Source organism: Aquibacillus sediminis (genome assembly GCF_005870085.1).
Lineage (GTDB): Bacteria > Bacillota > Bacilli > Bacillales > Amphibacillaceae > Aquibacillus_E > Aquibacillus_E sediminis.
The window spans coordinates 1-21,317 of sequence record NZ_SZNM01000008.1; the positions used below are offsets into that span (position 1 = coordinate 1).

General features: G+C 38.5%; 21 protein-coding genes. 19 read left to right on the forward strand and 2 right to left on the reverse strand.

Features of this window, described 5'->3' with window-relative positions:
• Window positions 1-351 precede the first annotated feature (351 nt).
• From FCI53_RS09850 to FCI53_RS09905, 12 genes are all read left to right on the forward strand, one after another.
• Window positions 352-705, forward strand: a complete 354-nt coding sequence (locus FCI53_RS09850) for a YojF family protein (RefSeq protein WP_138418333.1) — start codon at window positions 352-354, stop codon at window positions 703-705.
• Between the two features lie 20 nt (window positions 706-725).
• The gene (bshB2, locus tag FCI53_RS09855; RefSeq protein WP_138418335.1) at window positions 726-1,385 is read left to right on the forward strand and encodes a bacillithiol biosynthesis deacetylase BshB2; all 660 of its coding nucleotides are present in this window, start codon (window positions 726-728) and stop codon (window positions 1,383-1,385) included.
• 27 nt (window positions 1,386-1,412) lie between these two features.
• A complete protein-coding gene (locus tag FCI53_RS09860; RefSeq protein WP_138418337.1) occupies window positions 1,413-2,513 on the forward strand; it encodes a DUF4097 family beta strand repeat-containing protein in 1,101 nt (366 codons plus the stop codon).
• Between the two features lie 13 nt (window positions 2,514-2,526).
• Entirely contained in the window at window positions 2,527-2,724 is a 198-nt protein-coding gene (locus tag FCI53_RS09865) for a PspC domain-containing protein (RefSeq protein WP_138418339.1), read from the forward strand.
• Complete coding sequence (locus FCI53_RS09870) at window positions 2,721-3,071, forward strand: phage holin family protein (RefSeq protein WP_138418341.1); 351 nt, start codon at window positions 2,721-2,723, stop codon at window positions 3,069-3,071. Before FCI53_RS09865 ends, FCI53_RS09870 begins: the two co-directional genes overlap by 4 nt.
• A gap of 953 nt (window positions 3,072-4,024) precedes the next feature.
• Entirely contained in the window at window positions 4,025-4,978 is a 954-nt protein-coding gene (gene hprK / locus FCI53_RS09875) for an HPr(Ser) kinase/phosphatase (protein WP_171038133.1), read from the forward strand.
• Between the two features lie 18 nt (window positions 4,979-4,996).
• Entirely contained in the window at window positions 4,997-5,842 is an 846-nt protein-coding gene (lgt, locus tag FCI53_RS09880) for a prolipoprotein diacylglyceryl transferase (protein WP_138418345.1), read from the forward strand.
• Window positions 5,843-6,022: 180 nt separating this feature from the next.
• Window positions 6,023-6,979, forward strand: a complete 957-nt coding sequence (locus tag FCI53_RS09885; RefSeq protein WP_138418347.1) for a nucleoside recognition domain-containing protein — start codon at window positions 6,023-6,025, stop codon at window positions 6,977-6,979.
• Window positions 6,954-7,592 carry a pyrophosphatase PpaX gene (gene ppaX, locus FCI53_RS09890; RefSeq protein WP_138418349.1) on the forward strand — a complete coding sequence of 213 codons (639 nt, stop codon included), beginning with the start codon at window positions 6,954-6,956 and terminating at the stop codon, window positions 7,590-7,592. Before FCI53_RS09885 ends, ppaX begins: the two co-directional genes overlap by 26 nt.
• A 3-nt stretch (window positions 7,593-7,595) precedes the next feature.
• The gene (locus tag FCI53_RS09895) at window positions 7,596-8,123 is read left to right on the forward strand and encodes an acyltransferase (protein ID WP_138418350.1); all 528 of its coding nucleotides are present in this window, start codon (window positions 7,596-7,598) and stop codon (window positions 8,121-8,123) included.
• Between the two features lie 521 nt (window positions 8,124-8,644).
• Window positions 8,645-10,141 carry a glycerol kinase GlpK gene (gene glpK / locus FCI53_RS09900; RefSeq protein WP_138418352.1) on the forward strand — a complete coding sequence of 499 codons (1,497 nt, stop codon included), beginning with the start codon at window positions 8,645-8,647 and terminating at the stop codon, window positions 10,139-10,141.
• Between the two features lie 317 nt (window positions 10,142-10,458).
• Window positions 10,459-12,120 (forward strand): glycerol-3-phosphate dehydrogenase/oxidase, encoded by a 1,662-nt coding sequence (locus tag FCI53_RS09905; RefSeq protein ID WP_138418354.1) that lies wholly within the window; start codon window positions 10,459-10,461, stop codon window positions 12,118-12,120.
• Between the two features lie 437 nt (window positions 12,121-12,557).
• On the opposite strand, the gene FCI53_RS09910 is transcribed toward FCI53_RS09905, so the two are convergent.
• Window positions 12,558-13,472, reverse strand: a complete 915-nt coding sequence (locus tag FCI53_RS09910) for a ketopantoate reductase family protein (protein WP_138418356.1) — start codon at window positions 13,470-13,472, stop codon at window positions 12,558-12,560.
• Between the two features lie 182 nt (window positions 13,473-13,654).
• On the opposite strand from FCI53_RS09910, the gene FCI53_RS09915 reads away from it, so the two are divergent.
• The 7 genes from FCI53_RS09915 (at window position 13,655) to FCI53_RS09945 (ending at window position 20,410) form a co-directional block, all read left to right on the forward strand.
• Window positions 13,655-14,674 (forward strand): tetratricopeptide repeat protein, encoded by a 1,020-nt coding sequence (locus tag FCI53_RS09915; RefSeq protein ID WP_138418358.1) that lies wholly within the window; start codon window positions 13,655-13,657, stop codon window positions 14,672-14,674.
• A gap of 106 nt (window positions 14,675-14,780) precedes the next feature.
• Window positions 14,781-15,731 carry a thioredoxin-disulfide reductase gene (trxB, locus tag FCI53_RS09920; RefSeq protein ID WP_138418360.1) on the forward strand — a complete coding sequence of 317 codons (951 nt, stop codon included), beginning with the start codon at window positions 14,781-14,783 and terminating at the stop codon, window positions 15,729-15,731.
• A gap of 975 nt (window positions 15,732-16,706) precedes the next feature.
• Window positions 16,707-17,171 (forward strand): NUDIX hydrolase, encoded by a 465-nt coding sequence (locus tag FCI53_RS09925; protein WP_138418362.1) that lies wholly within the window; start codon window positions 16,707-16,709, stop codon window positions 17,169-17,171.
• A 15-nt stretch (window positions 17,172-17,186) separates the two neighbouring features.
• On the forward strand, window positions 17,187-18,071 hold the full coding sequence (gene rapZ / locus FCI53_RS09930) for an RNase adapter RapZ (RefSeq protein ID WP_138418364.1): 885 nt from the start codon (window positions 17,187-17,189) through the stop codon (window positions 18,069-18,071).
• 3 nt (window positions 18,072-18,074) lie between these two features.
• Complete coding sequence (locus FCI53_RS09935; protein WP_138418366.1) at window positions 18,075-19,028, forward strand: gluconeogenesis factor YvcK family protein; 954 nt, start codon at window positions 18,075-18,077, stop codon at window positions 19,026-19,028.
• A 39-nt stretch (window positions 19,029-19,067) separates the two neighbouring features.
• The gene (whiA, locus tag FCI53_RS09940; protein WP_138418368.1) at window positions 19,068-20,015 is read left to right on the forward strand and encodes a DNA-binding protein WhiA; all 948 of its coding nucleotides are present in this window, start codon (window positions 19,068-19,070) and stop codon (window positions 20,013-20,015) included.
• Between the two features lie 137 nt (window positions 20,016-20,152).
• A complete protein-coding gene (locus tag FCI53_RS09945) occupies window positions 20,153-20,410 on the forward strand; it encodes an HPr family phosphocarrier protein (protein ID WP_138418370.1) in 258 nt (85 codons plus the stop codon).
• 35 nt (window positions 20,411-20,445) lie between these two features.
• Here the strand turns inward: FCI53_RS09945 and clpP are convergent, their stop codons facing one another.
• Complete coding sequence (gene clpP, locus FCI53_RS09950) at window positions 20,446-21,027, reverse strand: ATP-dependent Clp endopeptidase proteolytic subunit ClpP (protein WP_138418372.1); 582 nt, start codon at window positions 21,025-21,027, stop codon at window positions 20,446-20,448.
• Window positions 21,028-21,317 lie beyond the last annotated feature (290 nt).

The following is a 21,317-nucleotide window of genomic DNA, read 5'->3' on the forward strand; positions in this document are numbered from 1 at the left end:
CAAGCGGGCTGGGCTTGACGCTTCCACGGCATCATCTATGATCTTAAAAAGTTAAGAAAAGTCTCTGCACGACCAATATTAAACAACTTTTCGTTATTTTGGTGTCCACTTTCTTGACAGAGGTCCAAAATGTCCGCTCCATCCTAAAACAGGCAGTATTTTAATAAAATAGCGGAAAGGATGTCCGTAACGAACGTTCATATGGACATTGATCATGCGATTCAGCTATCTAGCTAAAGTGCACAAATGGAAAGTACAAGAGTATCCCTATGCGACAAGCTTTTGCTTTGACGCGTGTCTACCATTTGGGTAGGCTTAAACATAGATACGGAGGAAAGAAGGGTTATCAGAATGGAAACAATTGATATCGAAAAAGTACAGACACAATTAGATCGTTTTACGAATAAACCGGTATATGTGCACCTCGAGACAACAAACGGTGCGTATGCAAGTCATTTTAATGAAAAGGCCTATAATGTTGGTGCATTTATTCGCAACGCACAATTAACTTATACTCATGCCAAAATTGTCGGTGCAGGAAATGTCTATCGTGTTGGGTTAAAGACGGAAATCGGTTGGGTTTATGCGGAAGGACTTTCCGATTGGGAAGTAGATGAGCATGATGGATTACTAATGGCAGGCCATGATCGAGAAGGTCGTCTAATGGTGGCATTAGAAATTAGTGAAACACCGTTTAATTATTAGAGATAGGAGAAGTGAGAGTTGTGGAAAAACATGTCGTAGTTATTTTACCCCATCCTGATGATGAGGCGTTTGGAGCTTCAGGTACCATTACGAAATTTCGTGAGCAAGGTGTTCCGGTCACTTATCTTTGTGGCACACTTGGAGAAATGGGCCGCAATATGGGGAACCCTACTTTTGCCAATCGGGAAACATTGCCTGAAATTAGAAAAAAAGAATTAATCGATGCATGTAATGTATTGGATATTGACTTACATATGTTAGGGTATCGGGATAAAACATTAGAATTTGAATCACGAGAACAAGTTGCCAACCACCTAAAAACATTTTTAGATGACATTCAACCAAGTCTTGTAATTACACATTATCCAGATTATGCTGTCCACCCTGATCACAATGCGATGGGGGCAGCTGCAGTGGAGGCCGTTCGCCAAATCGAACCAAGCAAGCGTCCGACTGTATGGGCACAAGCGATTAGCAATAATTATGAAGCTGAGTTGGGGCAACCAAGTATCGTCAATGATATCACCCCATTCTTCAAGAAAAAAATGGAGACAATTAAGGCACATCGATCGCAAGCACAAGGTGTGTTAGGGAATATGAATGACGAATTAGATGACATCGAAGAAATTGCAAAAGAGCGGTTAGGGGTTGAACAGTTCTATATTTGGCAGTTTGATTAAGACCGCTGTTGGAAGGGAGCATCGAGGATGAATCAAGAACAAAAAAAGATTTTGAAAATGGTGGAAGATGGTGTGATCAGTTCTGAAGAAGCATCAGAGTTGTTCGATTCACTAGAAAAAGCAGAGCAGGCGAAACAAGCGCAGGACTCTGATCATACGATTTCCACTCGTGTCAATTGGGAACAAGGGGAGCATTATCACTCCAAGCAACGTAAGCATAAATCTTCTATGAAATCGAATTTTTTCAATTTGTTAGAAGAAGCAGTCACCAAAATTAAAAATGTAGATTTAGATTTTAATTTTGGCCCTTATGAAACAGTCTCCCATATTTTTCAAACTCAAGATGCGGACCTGTCGAAAATAGATATGGATATTTCCAATGGGAGTATAAAAGTTGAACCATGGGAAGAGTCAGATGTTCGTGTCGAGTGTGAAGCGAAAGTCTATCAAGTCAACCATCAAGACCAAGCACGTCAGCGCTTTTTAGATGAAGCGGAATATGATATTACCGATGAGGTACTGCATTTGCTCATTCCTTCCAAACAAATAAAAACAGATGTTCAACTATATGTACCTAGCCAACTTTATCAAAAGATAGCATTGCGATTGTTTAACGGGTCAATTTATGCGAAAACAGTATCAAGTAAACAAATAAAAGCCAAAACAACGAATGGCTCGATTGAAATAGGGAAAATTACTGGGAAACTAGCTGATCTTGAGACGGCCAACGGAACGGTTAAAGTAGAAGAAGCCGAACTAGAAGAGATGGAAGCAGAAACAATTAATGGTTCGATTCGGATTAATGGAGCATTTGAAAAAGTCGATGCACAAGCGGTGAATGGAAGTATTCACTGTGATTGGGTTGAGCAAAATGGAAAGGTAGGCTTTTTTAAAACAACGACAGGCAGTGTGCGGCTATCACTACCTAGTGACAAACGGATTGACGGTAGTTTAGTAACCAATATGGGAAATATCCATTGTGATTTACCAGGCTACCGAGTCATTGAGGAGACAAAGGAATTGATCAAAAAAGCCCTACACTTTGAAGCGAACCAAGCAAAAGAACAGTTGCTCCACCTTGAAGCAGAAACGAAAACAGGTTCGATTTGGGTATTACCTGGAGATTGAGGAGTGTGTGGAATTGAAGAAGTTAACGCGTTCTAGTATGGATCGAATGTTCTATGGTGTGATTGGCGGAGTAGCGAACTATTTTAACATTGATTCCACTCTTCTACGTTTGATTTTTGTGATCGCCTTACTATTCACATCCATTTTTCCGTTACTCATTGTCTATATTGTAGCCATTTTCATAATGCCTGAGGATCGGGAGTTGAAATAATGAGGAAATGGATTTTATCATTAATTTTACATGCCCTTGCATTGTTACTCATCGCTCAAGTATTTGATCGCTTTTATTTAGAAGGGTTTACGACAGCATTGTTAGCAAGTTTTGTCCTATCGATTCTTAATGTCATCGTAAAGCCAATTTTAGTTGTGCTTACTTTACCAATCACGATTCTAACTCTAGGGTTGTTTTTACTTATTATTAATGCGATTACGTTATATTTCACACAAGCGATTATTGGCCCATCTTTTGTCATTGATGGCTTTCCAGTAGCGATCGTTGCGGCCATTTTATTAGCAGCCATGCAAGTCATTATTAATCGACTTATTAAAGATAAATAACTGTGAATGCTAAGAGAGTGTATGGTGTGAAACCATGCGCTCTTTGTTTTTGTAAGGCTGTTATCTATAAGATTGTTGTTTTGTCATAATAACTATAAACTACGACGTAACTTTTTCATGATTCCTTCCATTCTTAATAAAATGAGTGGTGTTATTGCCGCTGCTGAAATACACTACGCTTTGGTGTGTGTATCGTAATTTTATAGCTTTTTGCTTGATTTTATGACACAGAATCAATTTTTTCGTGAGTAACAAATCAGAACACCACTACAGCGTAGGTAGAATACGGAGATCCTCGAAAATAAAGCCCAATTTTCTTCGTGCGATGTAACGCTGCCGAAGCCTTCCTTGTCCTATGGGAACAGCGCGAGCCGAAGATCCACTTGGTAAAATGGGGTTCTTTACCAAGTTAGCTGAGGCCGTGCCCATGGAAAGCGGAGTATTCTACTGAAGCGATCGTTTAGCACTCAATTAAAATCAGGAAAAGTAATTTCACAAAAATTAGTTACGTCGGAGTTTCTATCAACTACGACATTAAAATGCAACAAACCTTCAAAAAGAGCTTTTTGTAATGAGTGATTTTGCTTTATGGGGCCCATGTCACGGTAGATTCAGCGGAAAAAAGAGATCGAATCAACCGAGAGAGAGCTTGTGACTAAATAAGAAATGAAATCCACTTCAGGCCTGACAAACTTCGCCTTAAATAAATAACAATGCCTTTTCTTTATGAAAGAGGTTATATTTAAGGAAACATAAAGTGTCGTACGTGAAAAAAAATGCTACAATAGGTTAATGAATAAACTAGCGAATGTTCAAAGAGTGAATACAAGTAATGAAGCAAGATAGGTCCGATTCTTTCGACTAACCAACAGTGTGACGTAGATTCCGTTTGTTGGAAGTTTTACTGTATTTTCTTTTTTGAATACATAGATGGTATTTTTGGAGGGATTATATTGGCTAAAGTTCGCACACAAGATTTACTAGAACAATTTAAATTAGAACTTGTAGCGGGGAAAGATGGTATCCACCGAGAAATTTTTGTTAGTGATATTTCGCGTCCTGGAATAGAACTGACGGGATACTTTCGTTATTACCCGAAAGATCGACTGCAATTATTAGGGAAAACAGAGCTCTCTTATTTTAAGAACCTCACGATTGAAGAGCAAAAAGACCGAGCGACAAGGTTATGTACAGATATCACGCCAGGAATTGTGATTTCAAGAGGGATGACGATTCCTGATGCACTTGTTGATGCTTGTAACCAATCAGGTGTACCACTGTTACGATCACCATATAAGACGACACGAGTTACAAGTCGTTTAACCAATTACTTGGAGGCAAAATTTGCACCATTTACAGCCATGCATGGGGTACTTGTTGATATTTATGGGATAGGTGTATTAATTACCGGTCAAAGTGGCGTTGGTAAAAGTGAAACAGCATTAGAACTAGTCAAACGCGGTCACCGTCTAGTTGCCGATGATAGTGTTGAAATAAGACAAGAAGACTATGATCGTTTAATTGGTACGTCACCACCATTGATTGAACATTTACTAGAGATTCGTGGGCTAGGGATCATTAATGTGATGACCTTATTTGGTGCGGGGTCTGTGAGAAATTATAAAAAAATCTCATTTATTATTAATTTAGAAACATGGGATCAAAGCAAAGAATATGACAGATTGGGATTAGAAGAAGATACCATGAAAATTATTGATGTAGAAGTGCCAAAGGCAAATATTCCTGTACGACCAGGTCGGAACTTGGCTGTCATTATTGAAGTCGCAGCTATGAATTTCCGTCTGAAACGGATGGGCGTCAATGCAGCGGAAGAATTCTCAGAACGACTTACTACCATGATCGAACATGAGAAAACAGGGTTAGATCTAGATGATGATATCGAATAACTAGCTTAGGGGGAGTTCATGTTGACTAGAACGGCACCACCATTAGACAGGGTGTTTTTAGATTTAGGTCCCTTTACCATTTATTGGTACGGGGTGATTATAGCTACTGGAGCATTTTTGGGTTTATGGTTAGCTACTAGGGAATCAGACCGCTTAGGGTTAAAAAAAGATTTATTCGTTGATTTATTAGTATTTGCGATTCCTATCGCAATTATTTCCGCACGGATTTATTACGTTGCTTTTGAATGGGAGCGATATGCTGGAGGCCCGTGGTGGGAAATTTTTGCCATATGGGAAGGCGGTATTGCCATTCACGGCGCATTAATCGGGGCTGTCATCACTGCTGTTATTTTTGCACGAGTAAAAAAAGTCTCGTTTTGGCAACTAGCAGATATTGCTGCTCCTAGTATTTTGTTAGGGCAGGCAATCGGACGTTGGGGTAACTTTATGAACCAAGAAGCCCACGGCGGCCCTGTTAGCGAAGAAGCATATAACAACTTTTTACAATACTTACCTGATTTTATTAATAATCAAATGATTATTGATGGAGTTATGTACCATCCAACTTTTTTATATGAATCTGTTTGGAACATTATTGGTGTCATTCTATTGCTTATTTTACGCCGTCGTTTTAATCCAAGACGCGGAGAAGTATTCTTAAGTTATGTGATTTATTATTCCATTGGCCGCTTCTTTATCGAAGGAATGCGTACAGATAGTCTATACATTGTTGGTTCACTCAGAACTGCACAGTTTATTTCAATCGTTTTAATTATTGTGGCAATTGTTTTAATTATCTATCGCCGCAAAACAAATCAAGCGAATCGCTTTTATAATGGGAAAAAGATAGGGAAGAAGAAATAAAGTGAAACTTCATAACGTAAAATAAGTTGCAAAATATACGTTAACTCAAGTCAAGAGCACCAGATAACGTAAGAAAAGCTGCAAATGCATACGCGAAAACTAGAAATAATAACGTTACACAACTAGAGATCATACGCGGTCTTAGAAAAGGCCGCATGCAATCAATGGGGGGAGAATTTTGTGATCGGTACTTTACAGCGTGGATTTAAACAAGGGTTAAATTTAACTTGGACATTAGGAAAAGTAATTTTTCCTGTAACATTGCTTGTCACCATTCTTCGCTATACACCAATATTACCGTGGTTAATTGATTTGATAACCCCATTTATGAAGTGGCTTGGTTTATCAGGGGAAGCAGCAGTTCCACTTGTGATTGGTAATTTGTTAAATTTATATGCGGGAATTGGTGCGATTGTTTCGTTTGATTTTACTGTTAAAGAAGTATTTATTATGGCGATCATGTTGTCGTTTTCTCATAATCTGATTATTGAGTCAACGATTGCGACCAAAGTAGGGGTTAAATGGTGGATCGTTGTCGGTGTGAGGGTCGCGTTGGCACTATTCTCTGCCTTTATTATTAATCTTTTTTGGAAAGGTGGGAATGAACTAGCCAATTATGGACTTATCAGCAAAGGAGAACAAGTACCGGCAAACTGGATGGAAATTGCGCTAGAAGGGGTACAAACGGCATTGATGGGTGTGCTACAACTAGCGTTAATTGTCATTCCATTGATGATTGTGATGCAATTTTTCCGTGAACTTGGTTGGATGGAAAAAACGTCCAATTGGTTAGCTCCATTTACCAAAATGCTTGGGATGGAAAAAAATGCTTCGATGACATTAGCGGCTGGCTTAACGATCGGGCTTGCTTATGGTGCAGGGTTAATGATTCAAGCAGTCAAAGAAGATGGAGTATCGAAAAAGGACATGACACTTGCATTAATTTTTCTCGTATCGTGTCACGCCGTCGTAGAAGATACACTCGTGTTTATTCCTTTAGGAATACCGGTGTGGCCGCTACTCGTTATTCGAGTAATAACAGCCATTGTGTTAACAGCAGCTATTGCTTATGTATGGAATAGAAGTGATGCAAAGAGAAGGGAGACTATCCATGAACATTCGTACGATACTATTTGATTTAGATGGAACATTGATTGATACAAATGAATTAATTATTGCCTCATTCACCCATACATTACAACAGTATGGAAAAACAGATTATACAAGAGAGCATATTTTAGATTTTATTGGTCCACCGTTATGGGCAAGCTTCGAGCAGGTGAATCCTGATCGAGTAGATGACATGGTTGCCACTTATCGGGAACATAACTTAACAAATCATGATGATTACGTGGTTGCCTATCCAACCGTGGTGGAGACGATGAACAAGCTGAAGGAAGCTGGTTACCAACTGGGGATTGTGACAACAAAAATGAATGATACAGCTGAAAAAGGATTACGAGTAACAGGTTTAGAAAACATCTTTGAAATTTTAATCGGCCTTGATGATGTCACCAATACGAAACCACACCCTGAACCAATTGAAAAAGCATTAACAAGATTAAATGCGGATGCTGCCACTACCTTAATGGTTGGGGATAATTATCACGACATCGATGCAGGCAAAAATGCGGGAACAAAAACCGCTGGTGTTGCTTGGACGATTAAAGGAAGAGAAGTGCTTGAAGAACGGAAACCAGATTATATGTTAGAAGAAATGAGTGACCTGTTAAAGATCTTAGGAGTGTGAAGGATGCGAAAGACGAAGCGGTATAAAGTCAATGAAGCAAATTCGCTGTGGCATATTTATAAGACGGTTCCATTTTGGAAAGTCATGAAGAACTTTATTGTGATTCAAACAGCACGTTATACGCCATTTTTAGCGGTGAAAAATTGGCTGTACCGCACCTTTTTACGAATGGAAGTAGGGGACAAAACGGCTTTTGCCTTAATGGTCATGCTAGATATCATGTTCCCTGAAAAAATTTCAGTTGGCAAAAATACAGTAATTGGCTACAATACTACGATTTTGGCACATGAATATTTAATCAAGGAATATAGATTAGGTAACGTTGTGATTGGAGAAAACGTCATGATCGGCGCAAATAGTACGATTCTTCCAGGCGTCACGATTGGGGAAGGTGCAATTGTCTCAGCAGGAACGCTAGTACATAAAGATGTTCCAGCAGGTGCATTTGTAGGTGGCAATCCAATGGAAATCATCTATAGTAAAGAAGAAATGGAAAAACGGACGCAGCAGGATATGTTTTTACATCAATAGACTCATATGGCCAGTTGATAAATATAGAAAAGGCTGTTTTCTAAAAGATTGTTGTTTTGTCACAATAAATATAAACTCCGACGTAACTTTATTATGCTCCCTGATAAATCTTTATAAAAATGAGAGCTGAAATACCGCTGCAGAAATACACTACGCTGATTGTGTACATTGAATTATGTAGAGTTAGATGTTTCATATAAATAATAATGGCTCTTTTTTATCTCTGAATGATTACACACGTATCATTATTCAGAAAACATTCATCAGCGTAGGCAGAATACGGAGACTCCTGCGGGAACAGCACGAGTCCGAAGACCCCGCAGTGTGGTCTTCACGAGGAGGCTGAGGCCGTGCCCGCGGAAAGCGGAGTAATCTGCTGAAGCGATGGTATAACAGTCAATCAAAATTCAGTGACATCAAGCAATTTCATCAGAGTTACGTCAGATTTTCTCTCAACTATGACATAAAAAGCAACAACCCATTCAAAAAGAGCCTAAAGCTAAGATCAAAGGGAGGGGTTTTTGGTGGAAAAGTATATCATGGCATTAGATCAAGGGACGACGAGTTCTCGAGCCATTTTATTTAATCACAAAGGGGAGTTAGTCGAATCTGCTTCGCGTGAGTTTCAACAGTTCTTTCCATATTCTGGTTGGGTGGAGCAAGATGCGAATGAAATATGGACATCGATTACCTCTTGTATGGCGGATGTTTTACGAAAAGCAGATGTCGCCCCAAAACAAGTTGAAGCAATTGGAATTACGAACCAACGCGAAACGACGGTGGTATGGGATAAACAGACAGGCAAGCCTATATACAAAGCAATTGTCTGGCAATCAAGACAAACAGCGGATATTTGTGAGGACTTAATTGCTAAAGGATATCAAGATACGTTTCATAAAAAAACAGGCTTACTGCTTGACCCATACTTTTCTGGCACCAAAGTGAAATGGATATTGGATCATGTTGATGGCGCTAGACAAAAAGCAGAACAAGGGGACTTGATGTTTGGCACGATCGATACCTGGTTAATTTATAAACTATCAGGCGGCCATGTCCATGTCACTGATTATTCCAATGCTTCTCGAACACTACTGTTTAATATTCATGAATTAGAGTGGGATCAGGAGTTATTAGACCTGTTAACAATTCCGAAAAGTATGTTACCAGAAGTACGCTCATCTTCTGAAGTTTATGCGAAAACAATGGATTATCACTTCTTTGGTTACGAAGTTCCAATTGCAGGAGCAGCAGGGGATCAACATGCAGCGTTGTTTGGACAAACATGCTTTGAAGAAGGTATGGCAAAAAACACGTATGGTACGGGTTGTTTTATGTTAATGAATACAGGAAAACATGCAGTCGAATCGAATCATGGGTTGTTAACTACGATTGCATGGGGACTGGATGGACAGATTGAGTACGCATTAGAAGGAAGTATTTTTGTTGCAGGTTCTGCGGTCCAGTGGTTACGAGATGGATTACAGTTGATTGAATCTGCCCCACAATCTGAGCTGTTTGCCTCGAGGTTATCTAGCAACGATGGTGTCTATATGGTTCCTGCATTTGTTGGGCTAGGTACCCCTTATTGGGATAGTGATGCCAGAGGGGCGTTGTTTGGTTTAACAAGAGCAACTTCAAAAGATCATATCATCCGAGCCACATTAGAATCACTAGCCTATCAAACCAAGGATGTAGCCGATGTGATGGTGAAAGATGCTGGGATCGATCTGCAAGTTTTGCAAGTTGATGGTGGAGCGGTCAAAAATAATTTTTTAATGCAGTTTCAAAGTGATATGTTAGGAACAGCAGTGGAACGCCCGGTGATTAATGAAACAACCGCACTTGGTGCTGCCTATTTAGCAGGGTTAGCAATTGGTTTCTGGGAAAACAAGCAACAACTCATGGAGCAAAGGAAAGTAGATCGGACATTTACTGCCGATATGGATCCAGAGGATAGAGAAACATTATATCGCGGATGGCAAAAAGCAGTTGAATCGACGCGAACATTTAAGCTATAGCTTTTTATGAGCAAAAAGCGATCAACCATATAAGAAAATTAGCTAAGTATACCAATCTCAGAAAAAAAGAGCTCAACCACGTAAGAATAACAGTTAAACTACTATGCGACCCTGTTAACTAGTAATCACTGCGGCAGAATGCCTATTGATCACGTAAAGACGCAACTTTTAAAAATAAAAGCAACCTAAAAGATATACAACATAACAGCACATGCAAACACATCGAGACCACCATATACAGTTGATTGAAATATGTATGGTCTCTTTTTTATATCGTACGTTCGAACAGAGGTTATGCAGGTTGAAGGAGTGAGACAATGACTAAGTTTTCCAATTTAAATCGTGCCCAAACCTACCAACGATTAACCGAGCAGGAATTAGATATTTTTGTTATTGGTGGTGGAATTACTGGGGCTGGGATCGCCTTAGATGCTGTCACACGTGGATTGAAAACAGGACTTGTTGAAATGCAAGATTTTGCTGCAGGTACTTCCAGTCGCTCGACTAAGTTGATTCATGGTGGGCTTCGTTATTTAGAACAGAAAGAGTTCGCGATGGTTTCAGAAGTTGGCAAAGAAAGGGCAATTGTTTATGAAAATGGTCCCCATGTAACCAAACCAGAATGGATGCTTCTCCCTTTTTATAAGGATGGTAATTTAGGTCCTTTGAAGACCAATGCGGGCTTACGCCTATATGATTTTTTGGCAAAAGTGAAAAAAGACGAGCGACGAACGATGCTGTCGGATAAACAAGCATTAGAAAAAGAGCCATTATTAAAAAAAGAAAACCTAAAAGGTGCGGGCTTCTATGTTGAATATAAAACAGATGATGCTCGATTAACAATAGAAGTAATGAAACAAGCTGTAAAAAACGGTGCAATGGTTAATAACTATGCCAAAGTTGTTGACTTTATTTATGACCGAGCCAAAAAGATCAAAGGTGTTGTGATAGAAGATCAAATTACCGGTCAACAATTCCAAGTCATGGCAAAAAAAATAATTAATGCAACTGGGCCATGGGTCGATCATATAAGAGACTTAGATGGTTCAAAACAAGGAAAGACATTACATCTAACTAAAGGTGTTCATCTCGTTTTTGATCAATCTGTATTTCCATTAAGGCAAGCGGTTTATTTTGATCATGTTGATGGCAGAATGATCTTTGCAATTCCTCGTGGGGAAAAAAACTATGTCGGAACAACAGATACGACTTATCAATCAGAAATTGCTCACCCTGTTGTAACGCATGAGGATTGTGATTATATAATCGATGCAATTAAACAGATGTTTCCAACTGTTCAAGTGACCCTTGATGATGTGGAATCAAGCTGGGCAGGTATTCGTCCGTTAATTGCAGAAGAGGGAAAAGATCCAAGTGAAGTATCGAGAAAAGATGAAATAATGGAAGCTGATTCAGGATTACTTTCGATTGCTGGTGGCAAATTAACAGGTTATCGTAAAATGGCAGAACAAGTAATCGACCAAGTCGTAAAACAATTTAAGCGAGACTATCACATTTTATATTCGGAATCAGTCACTAAGGATTTGCCAATTTCAGGCGGGGATGTTGGAGGTTCGAAAGGTTTTGAGACATTCAAACAAGAACAAATGGAACTTGCTAATCAATTAGGGATAGAGGAAGAAACGGCCTTACGTTGTGTGGACAGGTATGGATCTAATGTTCAAGTGGTATGGGATTACTACGAAACACTTCACAATCAAGCATTAGAAGCAGGAATCGATCGATTAGTATTTGCAGAATTGCGATACGCGATTGATTATGAATGTGTCTATCAACCTGTTGACTTTTTCATTCGTCGAACAAGTGCATTATTTTTTGATATTGAATGGGTAAAGCGTTACAAAGATGCGGTAGCAAATTATATGGATCAAGTGTTTAAATGGAGTAAAGAACAGAAAAAATTTTACTTGCGAGAATTAGAAGAAGTGATCGACGAAGCGGTTCATCCAGTTGAATGAAGCGTAATATAAGATGAGAAGTTTGAACGTTCGTAAGGCGATCAACTGGATTGTCATTCATGTTGATCTTAATCGTGTAACTAGGGCATCTAGCGGAATGTGGGACCGGATCAAGACATGGGGCGGTTCTTCATTCCGCTATTTTCTTATTTTACACTCTTTTTAGTGGTTGAGCGGTTTATAGTTCCCTTATTTGCCTGTTTTAAGTATTATTTTACCTAAATAGGCTTCATTAACGGAATCTCGAACCACCTCGTCATGATTTTTACCATTTTTTAGGGGATTAGCGGAACTAGGAACCACTCTTTCTGCTTAGGTTTCTTATCCTGTAGTTCACGTGGTAGTGGCTCACCCTCTATGATTTCACATTCAATATATGCCGGTCCTTGCATTTTTCAGTTGCTCTTGTATAGGCTCTATAAACTTATCTCCCAACTCTATCCTCTTTCAAATGGCTTGATCATCCCATAAATTGTTTCCGTATAAGGAAGCTGTAAGCCAGCGTCTTTAGCTAAGCGTAGTGCTCCACCTTGCAGATGTTCTACTTCAAGCGGGAGCCCTTTACGGCGATCTTGATGCATGGATGACGTTGCTTTTGGATCAAAATTATGTAACTGCTTGACGCCTCTTTCGACCTGTTCAGTTGTAATGTTGATCCCATATGCATTGGCTAGTTGTTTCATTTCTTCTAATACACGTTCAGCAATTTGTAGTGTTTGTGGATATTTTCTTACCTCTCCAATAGCTAAATTGGTTGCGGTCGTAATACCTGAGAAAGCAGAGATAAACACATACTTGCTCCACATGGTGAATGAAATATCTGTGCTTAACAGCGCATCCATATTTGCCTGTTCTGATAGACTTGCAAGTTGATCGCAAATGGCTGTTTGTGATGGTTGGAGAGGTCCAAATTTAATTGCATGGGATGAACTTGAATGGACCACATTGCCGTCTTCATCTAATGTGGAAATGAGGCTTGCTGTTCCACCAAGTACAGCTTCTTCCCCTAATTCGCTTTGTAGTGTCATAATATGTTCGATTCCATTTAAAATGGGAAGTACTTTGGCACCTTTAGAAACTAAGACCTTTAACTGTTCGATTGTATTAGGTAAATGATAGCCTTTCACGGCAAGAAGTACGAGATCGACTTGATCAATAGCATCAACACGATCAACGACGGTTGGCTGTTTAAGTGTATAGTTTCCTTTTACACTATGTATGGATAGTCCATTTGTACGAAGTTGCTGTGCACGCTTTGGTCTGACTAAAAAAGTGACGGGCTGACCTACTTGTTCCCATCTAGCTCCAAAATAAGCTCCAAGTGCTCCTGCACCCAAAATGACAATTTTCATAATAAATACCTCCTAGTTTGCCTTACCTATATTGTATTCGACTAAGAAGAAAACACAAAATAGTTTGACTATTTAGAGGTGCTGGGATTTATTGTCTCCATTAAAAAAACGTTTCTATATTAAATTCAAAAAATGTGTTATACTTCAAAACGATAGAAATAGATTATGAGTGGGGGAGACGAATGCTGACAACTGTTGAACATCAAAGACAAGATAAATTAAATAATGTTATCCCCTTCATTCCTGACGGTGATTTTTACTTTACAAAAGGTGTGGAAGCATTTCAAAAACGCAAATTCCAGGTTGCGGTAAAATGGTTGAAAAAAGCGATTGAATCATCACCAAATGAACCTTTATACCAATGTCAACTATCGATTATATATACAGAAATTGGTTCCTATCATATGGCTAATCAAATTTTGACAGAAGTTTTAGAAGCGCATGGGGATCATTACGTGGATTGTTATTATTTAATTGCGAACAATTATGCCCATCTTGGTTTATTAACAGATGCCAAGAAAAAAATAAAACTTTACTTACAAAAAGCTCCTGATGGCGACTTTGTTGAGGAAGCTAATGAGTTATTATCTGTTATTGATATTGAAAACGACCAAGACGACGATCTCGGTGATGACTGGATGCTTGATGAAGAGGATGAACTACTAATCTATCAAGAGACAGTGTTTTTCCATCTTGAGCGACAAGAATGGGACAAGGCTATTGCTTTATTAGAAGAAATGAGAGTCATGTTCCCAGACCATCCGCAGTCAAAACATGAGTACAGTTTCGCTTTATTTTTCTCAGGTAAACAGGATGAGGCAATTCAATATGAATTACAGTGGTTAAAAGAAGATCCTCAGTCACTGTTTTGTCAGTCCAATTTAGCTGTGTTTTACCATGAACAAAATAGACCTGAACAAGCGCTTGTTCACATAGAATCTCTAAAAAATGTGTATCCTATACATGAACAGCAGAAATTAAAAATTGCAACGACACTAGCTCGGACAGGTCATTATCATGAAGCATATGATCGTTTTAAAATCTTACCTAAAGCGAAATTAACCGGCCATGTCTCTTATTATAAATGGTTTAGTGTGGCTGCTTTTCAAGTTGGGAATCAGGATGAAGCGACATCACTTTGGGAAGAAGGAAAACAAAAACATCAATTTTTAAAAAAAGAAGTACATCCATGGTTACAATAGTAAAACCATACTAATACCATGGGGGATATGAGCAGAATAGTAGACCTAAGAAGTGTTTCGTATCATAATATGTGTGAAACATAGCTATTAGGAAGGGGCGAAAAAGATGTCCGAAGAACGTATTTATGACGTTATCATTGCTGGTGCTGGACCAGCGGGTTTGACAGCCGCTGTTTATACATCGCGTGCTGATTTAGACACACTTATGATTGAACGCGGGATCCCAGGTGGCCAGATGGCGAATACAGAAGATGTAGAAAACTACCCGGGCTTTGATCATATTTTGGGACCGGATTTATCGAATAAAATGTTTGAGCACTCGAAGAAATTTGGTGCTGAATATGCGTACGGTGATATTAAAGAAATTAAAGATGGAAAAGAATATAAAACAGTTGTAGCAGGAAAAAAAGAGTACAAAGCACGCACTGTCATCATTACAACAGGTGCTCAATATAAAAAATTGGGTGTACCAGGTGAAGAAGAATTAGGTGGACGTGGTGTTTCATATTGTGCAGTCTGTGATGGAGCATTCTTCAAAGGGAAAGACCTAGTAGTTGTAGGTGGAGGAGACTCTGCTGTTGAAGAAGGTGTTTACCTTACGCGCTTTGCCAATAAAGTAACGATTATACACCGTCGTGATGAACTACGTGCCCAAAAGATCCTCCAACAACGTGCGTTTGATAATGAAAAGATTGATTTTATTTGGGACACTGTTGTTAAATCAATCAATGATCAAGACGGAAAAGTTGGAAGTGTTACCCTTGAAAATACAAAAACAGGCGAAACATCTGATCACCCAACAGATGGTGCGTTCATTTATATTGGGATGATTCCATTAAGTGAACCATTCAAATCGTTAGGAATCACGAATGAAGAAGGGTACATTCCAACCAATGAAAACATGGAAACAAGTGTACCAGGCATCTATGCTGCAGGAGATATCCGTGATAAAGAGTTAAGACAAATTGTAACGGCAACAGGCGATGGAAGTATTGCCGCGCAAGCAGCTCAAGCCTATATCGAAAATTTATCTGAAGCATTTAATTCAGTTAAGTAATTCTTTACGAATGTGTAATACAACATTAATATAAATTAATTCTGTTGTAACACGGATGAAACATTTATTGGTTATAATGGGGTTAACTAATTGACCCCCTTTTAATAAATAAATGTTAACGCACAGGTGTATCATACACCTGTGTATTTTTTTGTTGATTTATAAAAAATTGGAGTGCGCATAAGCTGTATTATACGACACAACCTTCGTAATTGTGCTCGTTACTATTCTGAATGAAATATGTGATATAGCATCGCTACGGCAGAATACTACGCTTTCCATGGGCACGGCCTCAGCTAACTTGGTAAAGAAAAGCACTTTACCAAGTGGATCTTCAGCTCGTGCTGTTCCCATAGGAGTCTCCGTATTCTGCCTTCGCTGGTATAAGTTTTCTGATTAGTGATAGATGTAATACTTTACAAATTCAACAATAAAGAATTTACTGTTATGTTGTGTATAACATGCCAATTAACATATGGTTTTGTTAGTTTTAGCACTTAAAATCTTCAGAGTACTACAAAAAGCGGAGGAAATACACGGAGACTCCCGGGGCCCGGCAAGGGTTATGCAGGCGTTGTCCGACAAGGACGGTTTTAGCCTGTAATCCTTATAATCCATCGGTGAGACCCCGCAATGAGGTACGAATGAGGAGGCTCACCAGCCCCCCCACAGGAAAGCGTAGTGTATTTCCGCAGCGACTTTTTAGCACTCTTTCTTTAGAAGAAGTTGCAAGTGTTATGTCGTATAATACAGCTAATGCGTACTAAAAAAATAAACTGCTAGATCAATTTGTGTACTGTTTCTTGAAAGAATTGGAGAAATTTAATAAATCACATAGAGTTGTGGGATTGGAATCATTCATTGTATAATAGTAGTAGTATTGTATTCAAAATACTATTTACTATGATTTACTTTGTAATAGATGTGAATATAACTCACATCTACTTGATATAGAGAAAGAAAAGAGTGATGTAGTTGCGTAGAGTCACAAATTGTATAGTCAAACAAAATGATCAGATTTTAATGTTGAAAAAACCTAGACGAGGATGGTATGCCATGCCAGGAGGAAAAATGGAGCAGGGCGAAACCATTAAGGAATCAGTCGTTCGCGAGTATTGGGAAGAAACAGGATTAGAGCTTGTTGATCCTAAATTAATGGGAGCATTTACCTTTTTAATCAAGGAACAGGATGAATTGATTCAAGAGTGGATGATGTTTACTTTTATGTGTCACCATACAGAAGGCTCACTTGTGGAAGAATGTGATGAAGGAGAATTGGAATGGGTACATATGAATGAAGTATTGACGAAGCCAATGGCTGAAGGCGACCGTCATATTTATTCCCATGTCCTTACAGATAAACATATGATGTATGGAAAATTCACGTATACATCGGACTATCAATTAATCGACTATAGCCTTGATCGTGCGAATTCATAAAAGGGGGAGATCGGCATGGGTGTGACAGAAAATGATACAAAATTAGTCATTATTACAGGAATGTCTGGAGCAGGTAAGACTGTAGCCATTCAAAGCTTTGAGGATTTAGGGTATTACTGTGTGGATAATTTACCCCCAACATTACTACCTAAATTTCTTGAGTTAATGAAAGATGCCAGTAATAACATTCAACAAGTAGCGGTTGTGATGGATTTACGCGGTAGAGAATTCTTTGATACGTTATTCGATGCATTGGACCAAATAGGAAACCAAGATTGGTTAGAAGAACATATCCTATTTCTTGATGCAAAAGATCAATCGTTAGTGTCTCGTTACAAGGAAACAAGACGTTCTCACCCTCTTGCAAATAACGGACTGCCTTTGGAAGGAATTAATCAAGAACGGAAAATATTGGATGAACTGCGAGGACGCGCCCACAATATTATCGACACAACTGATTTAAAACCAAAACAATTAAGAGAAAAAATCGTCAAGCGATACGGAGAAGAAGAACAGGAAATTTTCTCTGTCAATACGGTTTCTTTCGGCTTTAAATATGGCCTTCCAATTGATGCAGATTTAGTCTTTGATGTGCGTTTTCTACCAAACCCCCATTATATTGATCATATGCGTCCACTAACAGGGTTGAATTCTGATGTTTCTTCTTATGTATTTAAATGGACAGATACGCAAATTTTTCTTCAAAAGGTTACCGACCTGCTTGAATTTATGTTGCCCCAATATAAGAAAGAAGGAAAAAGTCAGCTGGTGATTGCGATTGGTTGTACTGGTGGACAACATCGTTCGGTAGCGATCGCTGAGTATCTAGCGAAACAATTTGCATCTAATTATATTACACATGTATCACACCGTGATATTGATAAAAGAAAGGGACATTAATCGATGACACAGAATAAGCAGCCACACGTAGTAGTACTTGGTGGCGGAACAGGAATGCCAGTACTCTTAAGAGGGTTAAAAGATTATCCAATCGATTTATCTGCCATCGTTACGGTTGCCGATGATGGTGGGAGTACAGGGATTTTACGGTCTGAACTTGCTATACCTGCACCAGGAGACATTCGAAATGTACTTGCTGCATTGTCTGATGTGGAACCGATGTTAATGGAACTTTTTCAGCATCGTTTTAAACATGGTAATGGCCTTTCTGGTCACTCGATGGGTAATTTACTGTTGGCAGCAATGACGTCTGTAACTGGCGATTTTTACCACGGTATTAAGGAAATTTCACGTGTGTTAAATGTGAAAGGAAAAATTTACCCAATTGCAAATCAAAATATGTTTCTACATGCCGAAATGGAAGATGGTGAAATTGTAACAGGTGAATCCAATATACCACTCGCAAACAAACCAATTAAACGAGTGTTCCTTAAGCCGGAACCAGTGCTTCCATTACCAGAAGCGATTCAAGCAGTGGAAGAAGCTGATTTAGTCGTCATTGCCCCAGGAAGTCTTTATACAAGTACATTACCTAATATGATTGTTCCGCAGATAGGGGATGCATTACGACATACTAAAGGAAAAGTGGTCTATGTGTGCAATGTGATGACGCAGGAAGGCGAAACAAATGGTTATTCAGCAGCAGATCATGTGCAAGCTATTACCGATCATGTTGGGGATGGATGTATTCATTCAGTGGTTGTTCATAACAAACCGATTGAAGGCGATGTACGAAAACTATATGCCAAAGAAAATGCGGAACCTGTTATTTATGACACAGATCGGTTGATTCAAATGGGGTTAGAAATCATTGAAGCTGATATCATAGACTATAATAAAAAAATGTTACGCCATAATACATCAAAGGTTGCGAAATTATTGTATTCATTACTATAAAAACGCTAGTGGAATCACAGTCACAGGGAGGTGAGATAGTTGTCATTTGCTTCAGATATAAAAAAAGAATTAACCAAAATAGAAAATGATACGTGTTGTTCGCATGCAGAAATGGCAGCATTGATCCGAATGAATGGCGCTGTTTCTTTGTCAAGACAGGGATATATGTTAGATGTACAAACAGAAAATGCTGCGATTGCAAGAAGGATCTATGTTTTAATTAAATCTCTCTATGACTTTCCAGTTGAGCTACTCGTTCGTAAAAAAATGAAATTGAAAAAAAACAATGTGTATATTGTGCGTATGAAAGATAGTGTACGTGAATTGTTATCACAGTTAGAAATTTTAGAAGAGCCTTTTACGTTAGTTCGAGAAATTTCGGATAAGTATACGACAAAAGATTGTTGCCGCGCTGCCTATTTAAGAGGTGCCTTTTTAGCAGGTGGTTCTGTCAATAATCCAGAGACATCTTCTTATCATTTAGAAATCTTTAACCTTTATCAAGAGCATAATGATTCATTGTGTGAGTTAATGAATTCATTTGGTTTGCACGCCAAAATCCTTGAACGGAAAAAGGGGTTTATAACGTATATTAAAGAGGCAGAAAAAATTACCGAGTTTCTTAATTATATTGGTGCACATCAAGCACTATTAAAATTTGAAGATGTACGAATTGTAAGGGATATGCGTAATTCTGTTAATCGCTTAGTGAACTGTGAGACAGCTAACTTAAATAAGACGATTGGTGCCGCTTTTCGTCAAGTCGAGAATATCCGTTTCATTGAAAAAACAGTCGGCTTAGAAAGTCTGCCAGACAAATTACAGGAGATTGCCCGGTTGCGAGTTCAGCACCAAGATGTATCACTAAAAGAACTAGGGGAACTCGTCTCAACAGGGAAAATAAGTAAGTCAGGTATTAATCACAGATTGCGGAAAATTGATGAATTCGCAGAAAAAATCAGAAGTGGGGAAACGATACAAAATTAAAGAAAATAACTTATTAGGTTAATTTACTTTCCCATTTTATCGTGCTATAATTGCTTAAGCTCTCTTAGTAAATAAGAGAGTATTTTTTACAATAGATTGACAGCGCTTTCTGTAGGGCGGAGAAAGGGGTAAAAACATTGGTGAGAAAATCTGTTGTTGTAGAATTAGAATCAGGTCTGCAAGCTAGGCCAGCTGCTGACTTTGTAAAAAAGGCAAACCAGTATGCAGCAGAACTATTTATTGAAAAAGATACGAAAAGAATTAATGCAAAAAGTATTATGGGTTTGATGAGTTTAGCGATTGCAAGTGGAGATCAAATCGAGTTAATTGCAGATGGCTCGGATGACCAGACTGCAGTCGATGAATTAATAGCCTTTATATCAGATAAAAAATAGCCCTTCCTTTAAGAAAGGGCTATTTTTATTGGAACTTATTTATTTTCCATTACTTTATCAATAAGTCCGTATTCTTTTGCTTTTGGTGCTTCCATGAAGTTATCACGCTCAGTATCACGTTCGATTACTTCTAATGGTTGGCCAGTACGTTCAGATAAAATTTTGTTCAACTTACTACGCATTTCAATAATACGTTTTGCATGAATTTGGATATCTGTAGCTTGACCTTGTGTACCACCAAGCGGTTGGTGAATCATAACTTCACTGTTAGGAAGTGCATAGCGTTTTCCTGGTTCACCAGCTGCAAGTAAGAATGCACCCATTGATGCTGCCATACCAATACAAATAGTAGAAACATTTGGCTTAATGAACTGCATCGTATCATAGATCGCCATACCAGCTGTAATCGATCCGCCTGGAGAGTTGATGTATAGAGAAATATCTTTATCAGGATCTTCTGCAGCTAGGAAAAGTAACTGAGAAACAATACTGTTGGCAACATTGTCATCAATGCCACTACCTAACATAATAATTCTGTCTTTCAAAAGTCTAGAGTAAATATCATATGCACGTTCTCCGCGGTTCGTTTGTTCAATAACTGTAGGTATTAAATTCATTCGGAATCTCCTCCTTTAACATAATTATGTATCATATGAAGTAACTACTTTTATCTTACCTAAATGGTCAGATAAGGTCAAACGAAAAGATTGATGTTGTTACAAATATGTATAATCTACCACTTGACCCAAAGCATACTAACTTCATCATTCCCCATTTTTAAATAAATAAACTAACTTGTCTAGTATAAAATGCTAATTCCTTAGCACTTTTTCTAATAATATCTATTGTTTCTTTTGTTGTTGATCGTTACACCGATGCAAGTTTATTATTCTTTCATCTATACTTA

Excerpts from the sequence above, each read along its gene's own strand:
- FCI53_RS09860 (WP_138418337.1), top strand. The coding sequence starts at position 1,413 with ATGAATCAAGAACAAAAAAAGATTTTGAAAATGGTGGAAGATGGTGTG.
- rapZ (WP_138418364.1), top strand. The coding sequence starts at position 17,187 with ATGGGTGTGACAGAAAATGATACAAAATTAGTCATTATTACAGGAATG.
- trxB (WP_138418360.1), top strand. The coding sequence starts at position 14,781 with ATGTCCGAAGAACGTATTTATGACGTTATCATTGCTGGTGCTGGACCA.
- FCI53_RS09905 (WP_138418354.1), top strand. The coding sequence starts at position 10,459 with ATGACTAAGTTTTCCAATTTAAATCGTGCCCAAACCTACCAACGATTA.
- lgt (WP_138418345.1), top strand. The coding sequence starts at position 4,997 with ATGTTGACTAGAACGGCACCACCATTAGACAGGGTGTTTTTAGATTTA.
- FCI53_RS09850 (WP_138418333.1), top strand. The coding sequence starts at position 352 with ATGGAAACAATTGATATCGAAAAAGTACAGACACAATTAGATCGTTTT.
- ppaX (WP_138418349.1), top strand. The coding sequence starts at position 6,954 with ATGAACATTCGTACGATACTATTTGATTTAGATGGAACATTGATTGAT.
- clpP (WP_138418372.1), bottom strand. The coding sequence starts at position 21,027 with ATGAATTTAATACCTACAGTTATTGAACAAACGAACCGCGGAGAACGT.
- FCI53_RS09935 (WP_138418366.1), top strand. The coding sequence starts at position 18,075 with ATGACACAGAATAAGCAGCCACACGTAGTAGTACTTGGTGGCGGAACA.
- FCI53_RS09895 (WP_138418350.1), top strand. The coding sequence starts at position 7,596 with ATGCGAAAGACGAAGCGGTATAAAGTCAATGAAGCAAATTCGCTGTGG.
- FCI53_RS09915 (WP_138418358.1), top strand. The coding sequence starts at position 13,655 with ATGCTGACAACTGTTGAACATCAAAGACAAGATAAATTAAATAATGTT.
- FCI53_RS09910 (WP_138418356.1), bottom strand. The coding sequence starts at position 13,472 with ATGAAAATTGTCATTTTGGGTGCAGGAGCACTTGGAGCTTATTTTGGA.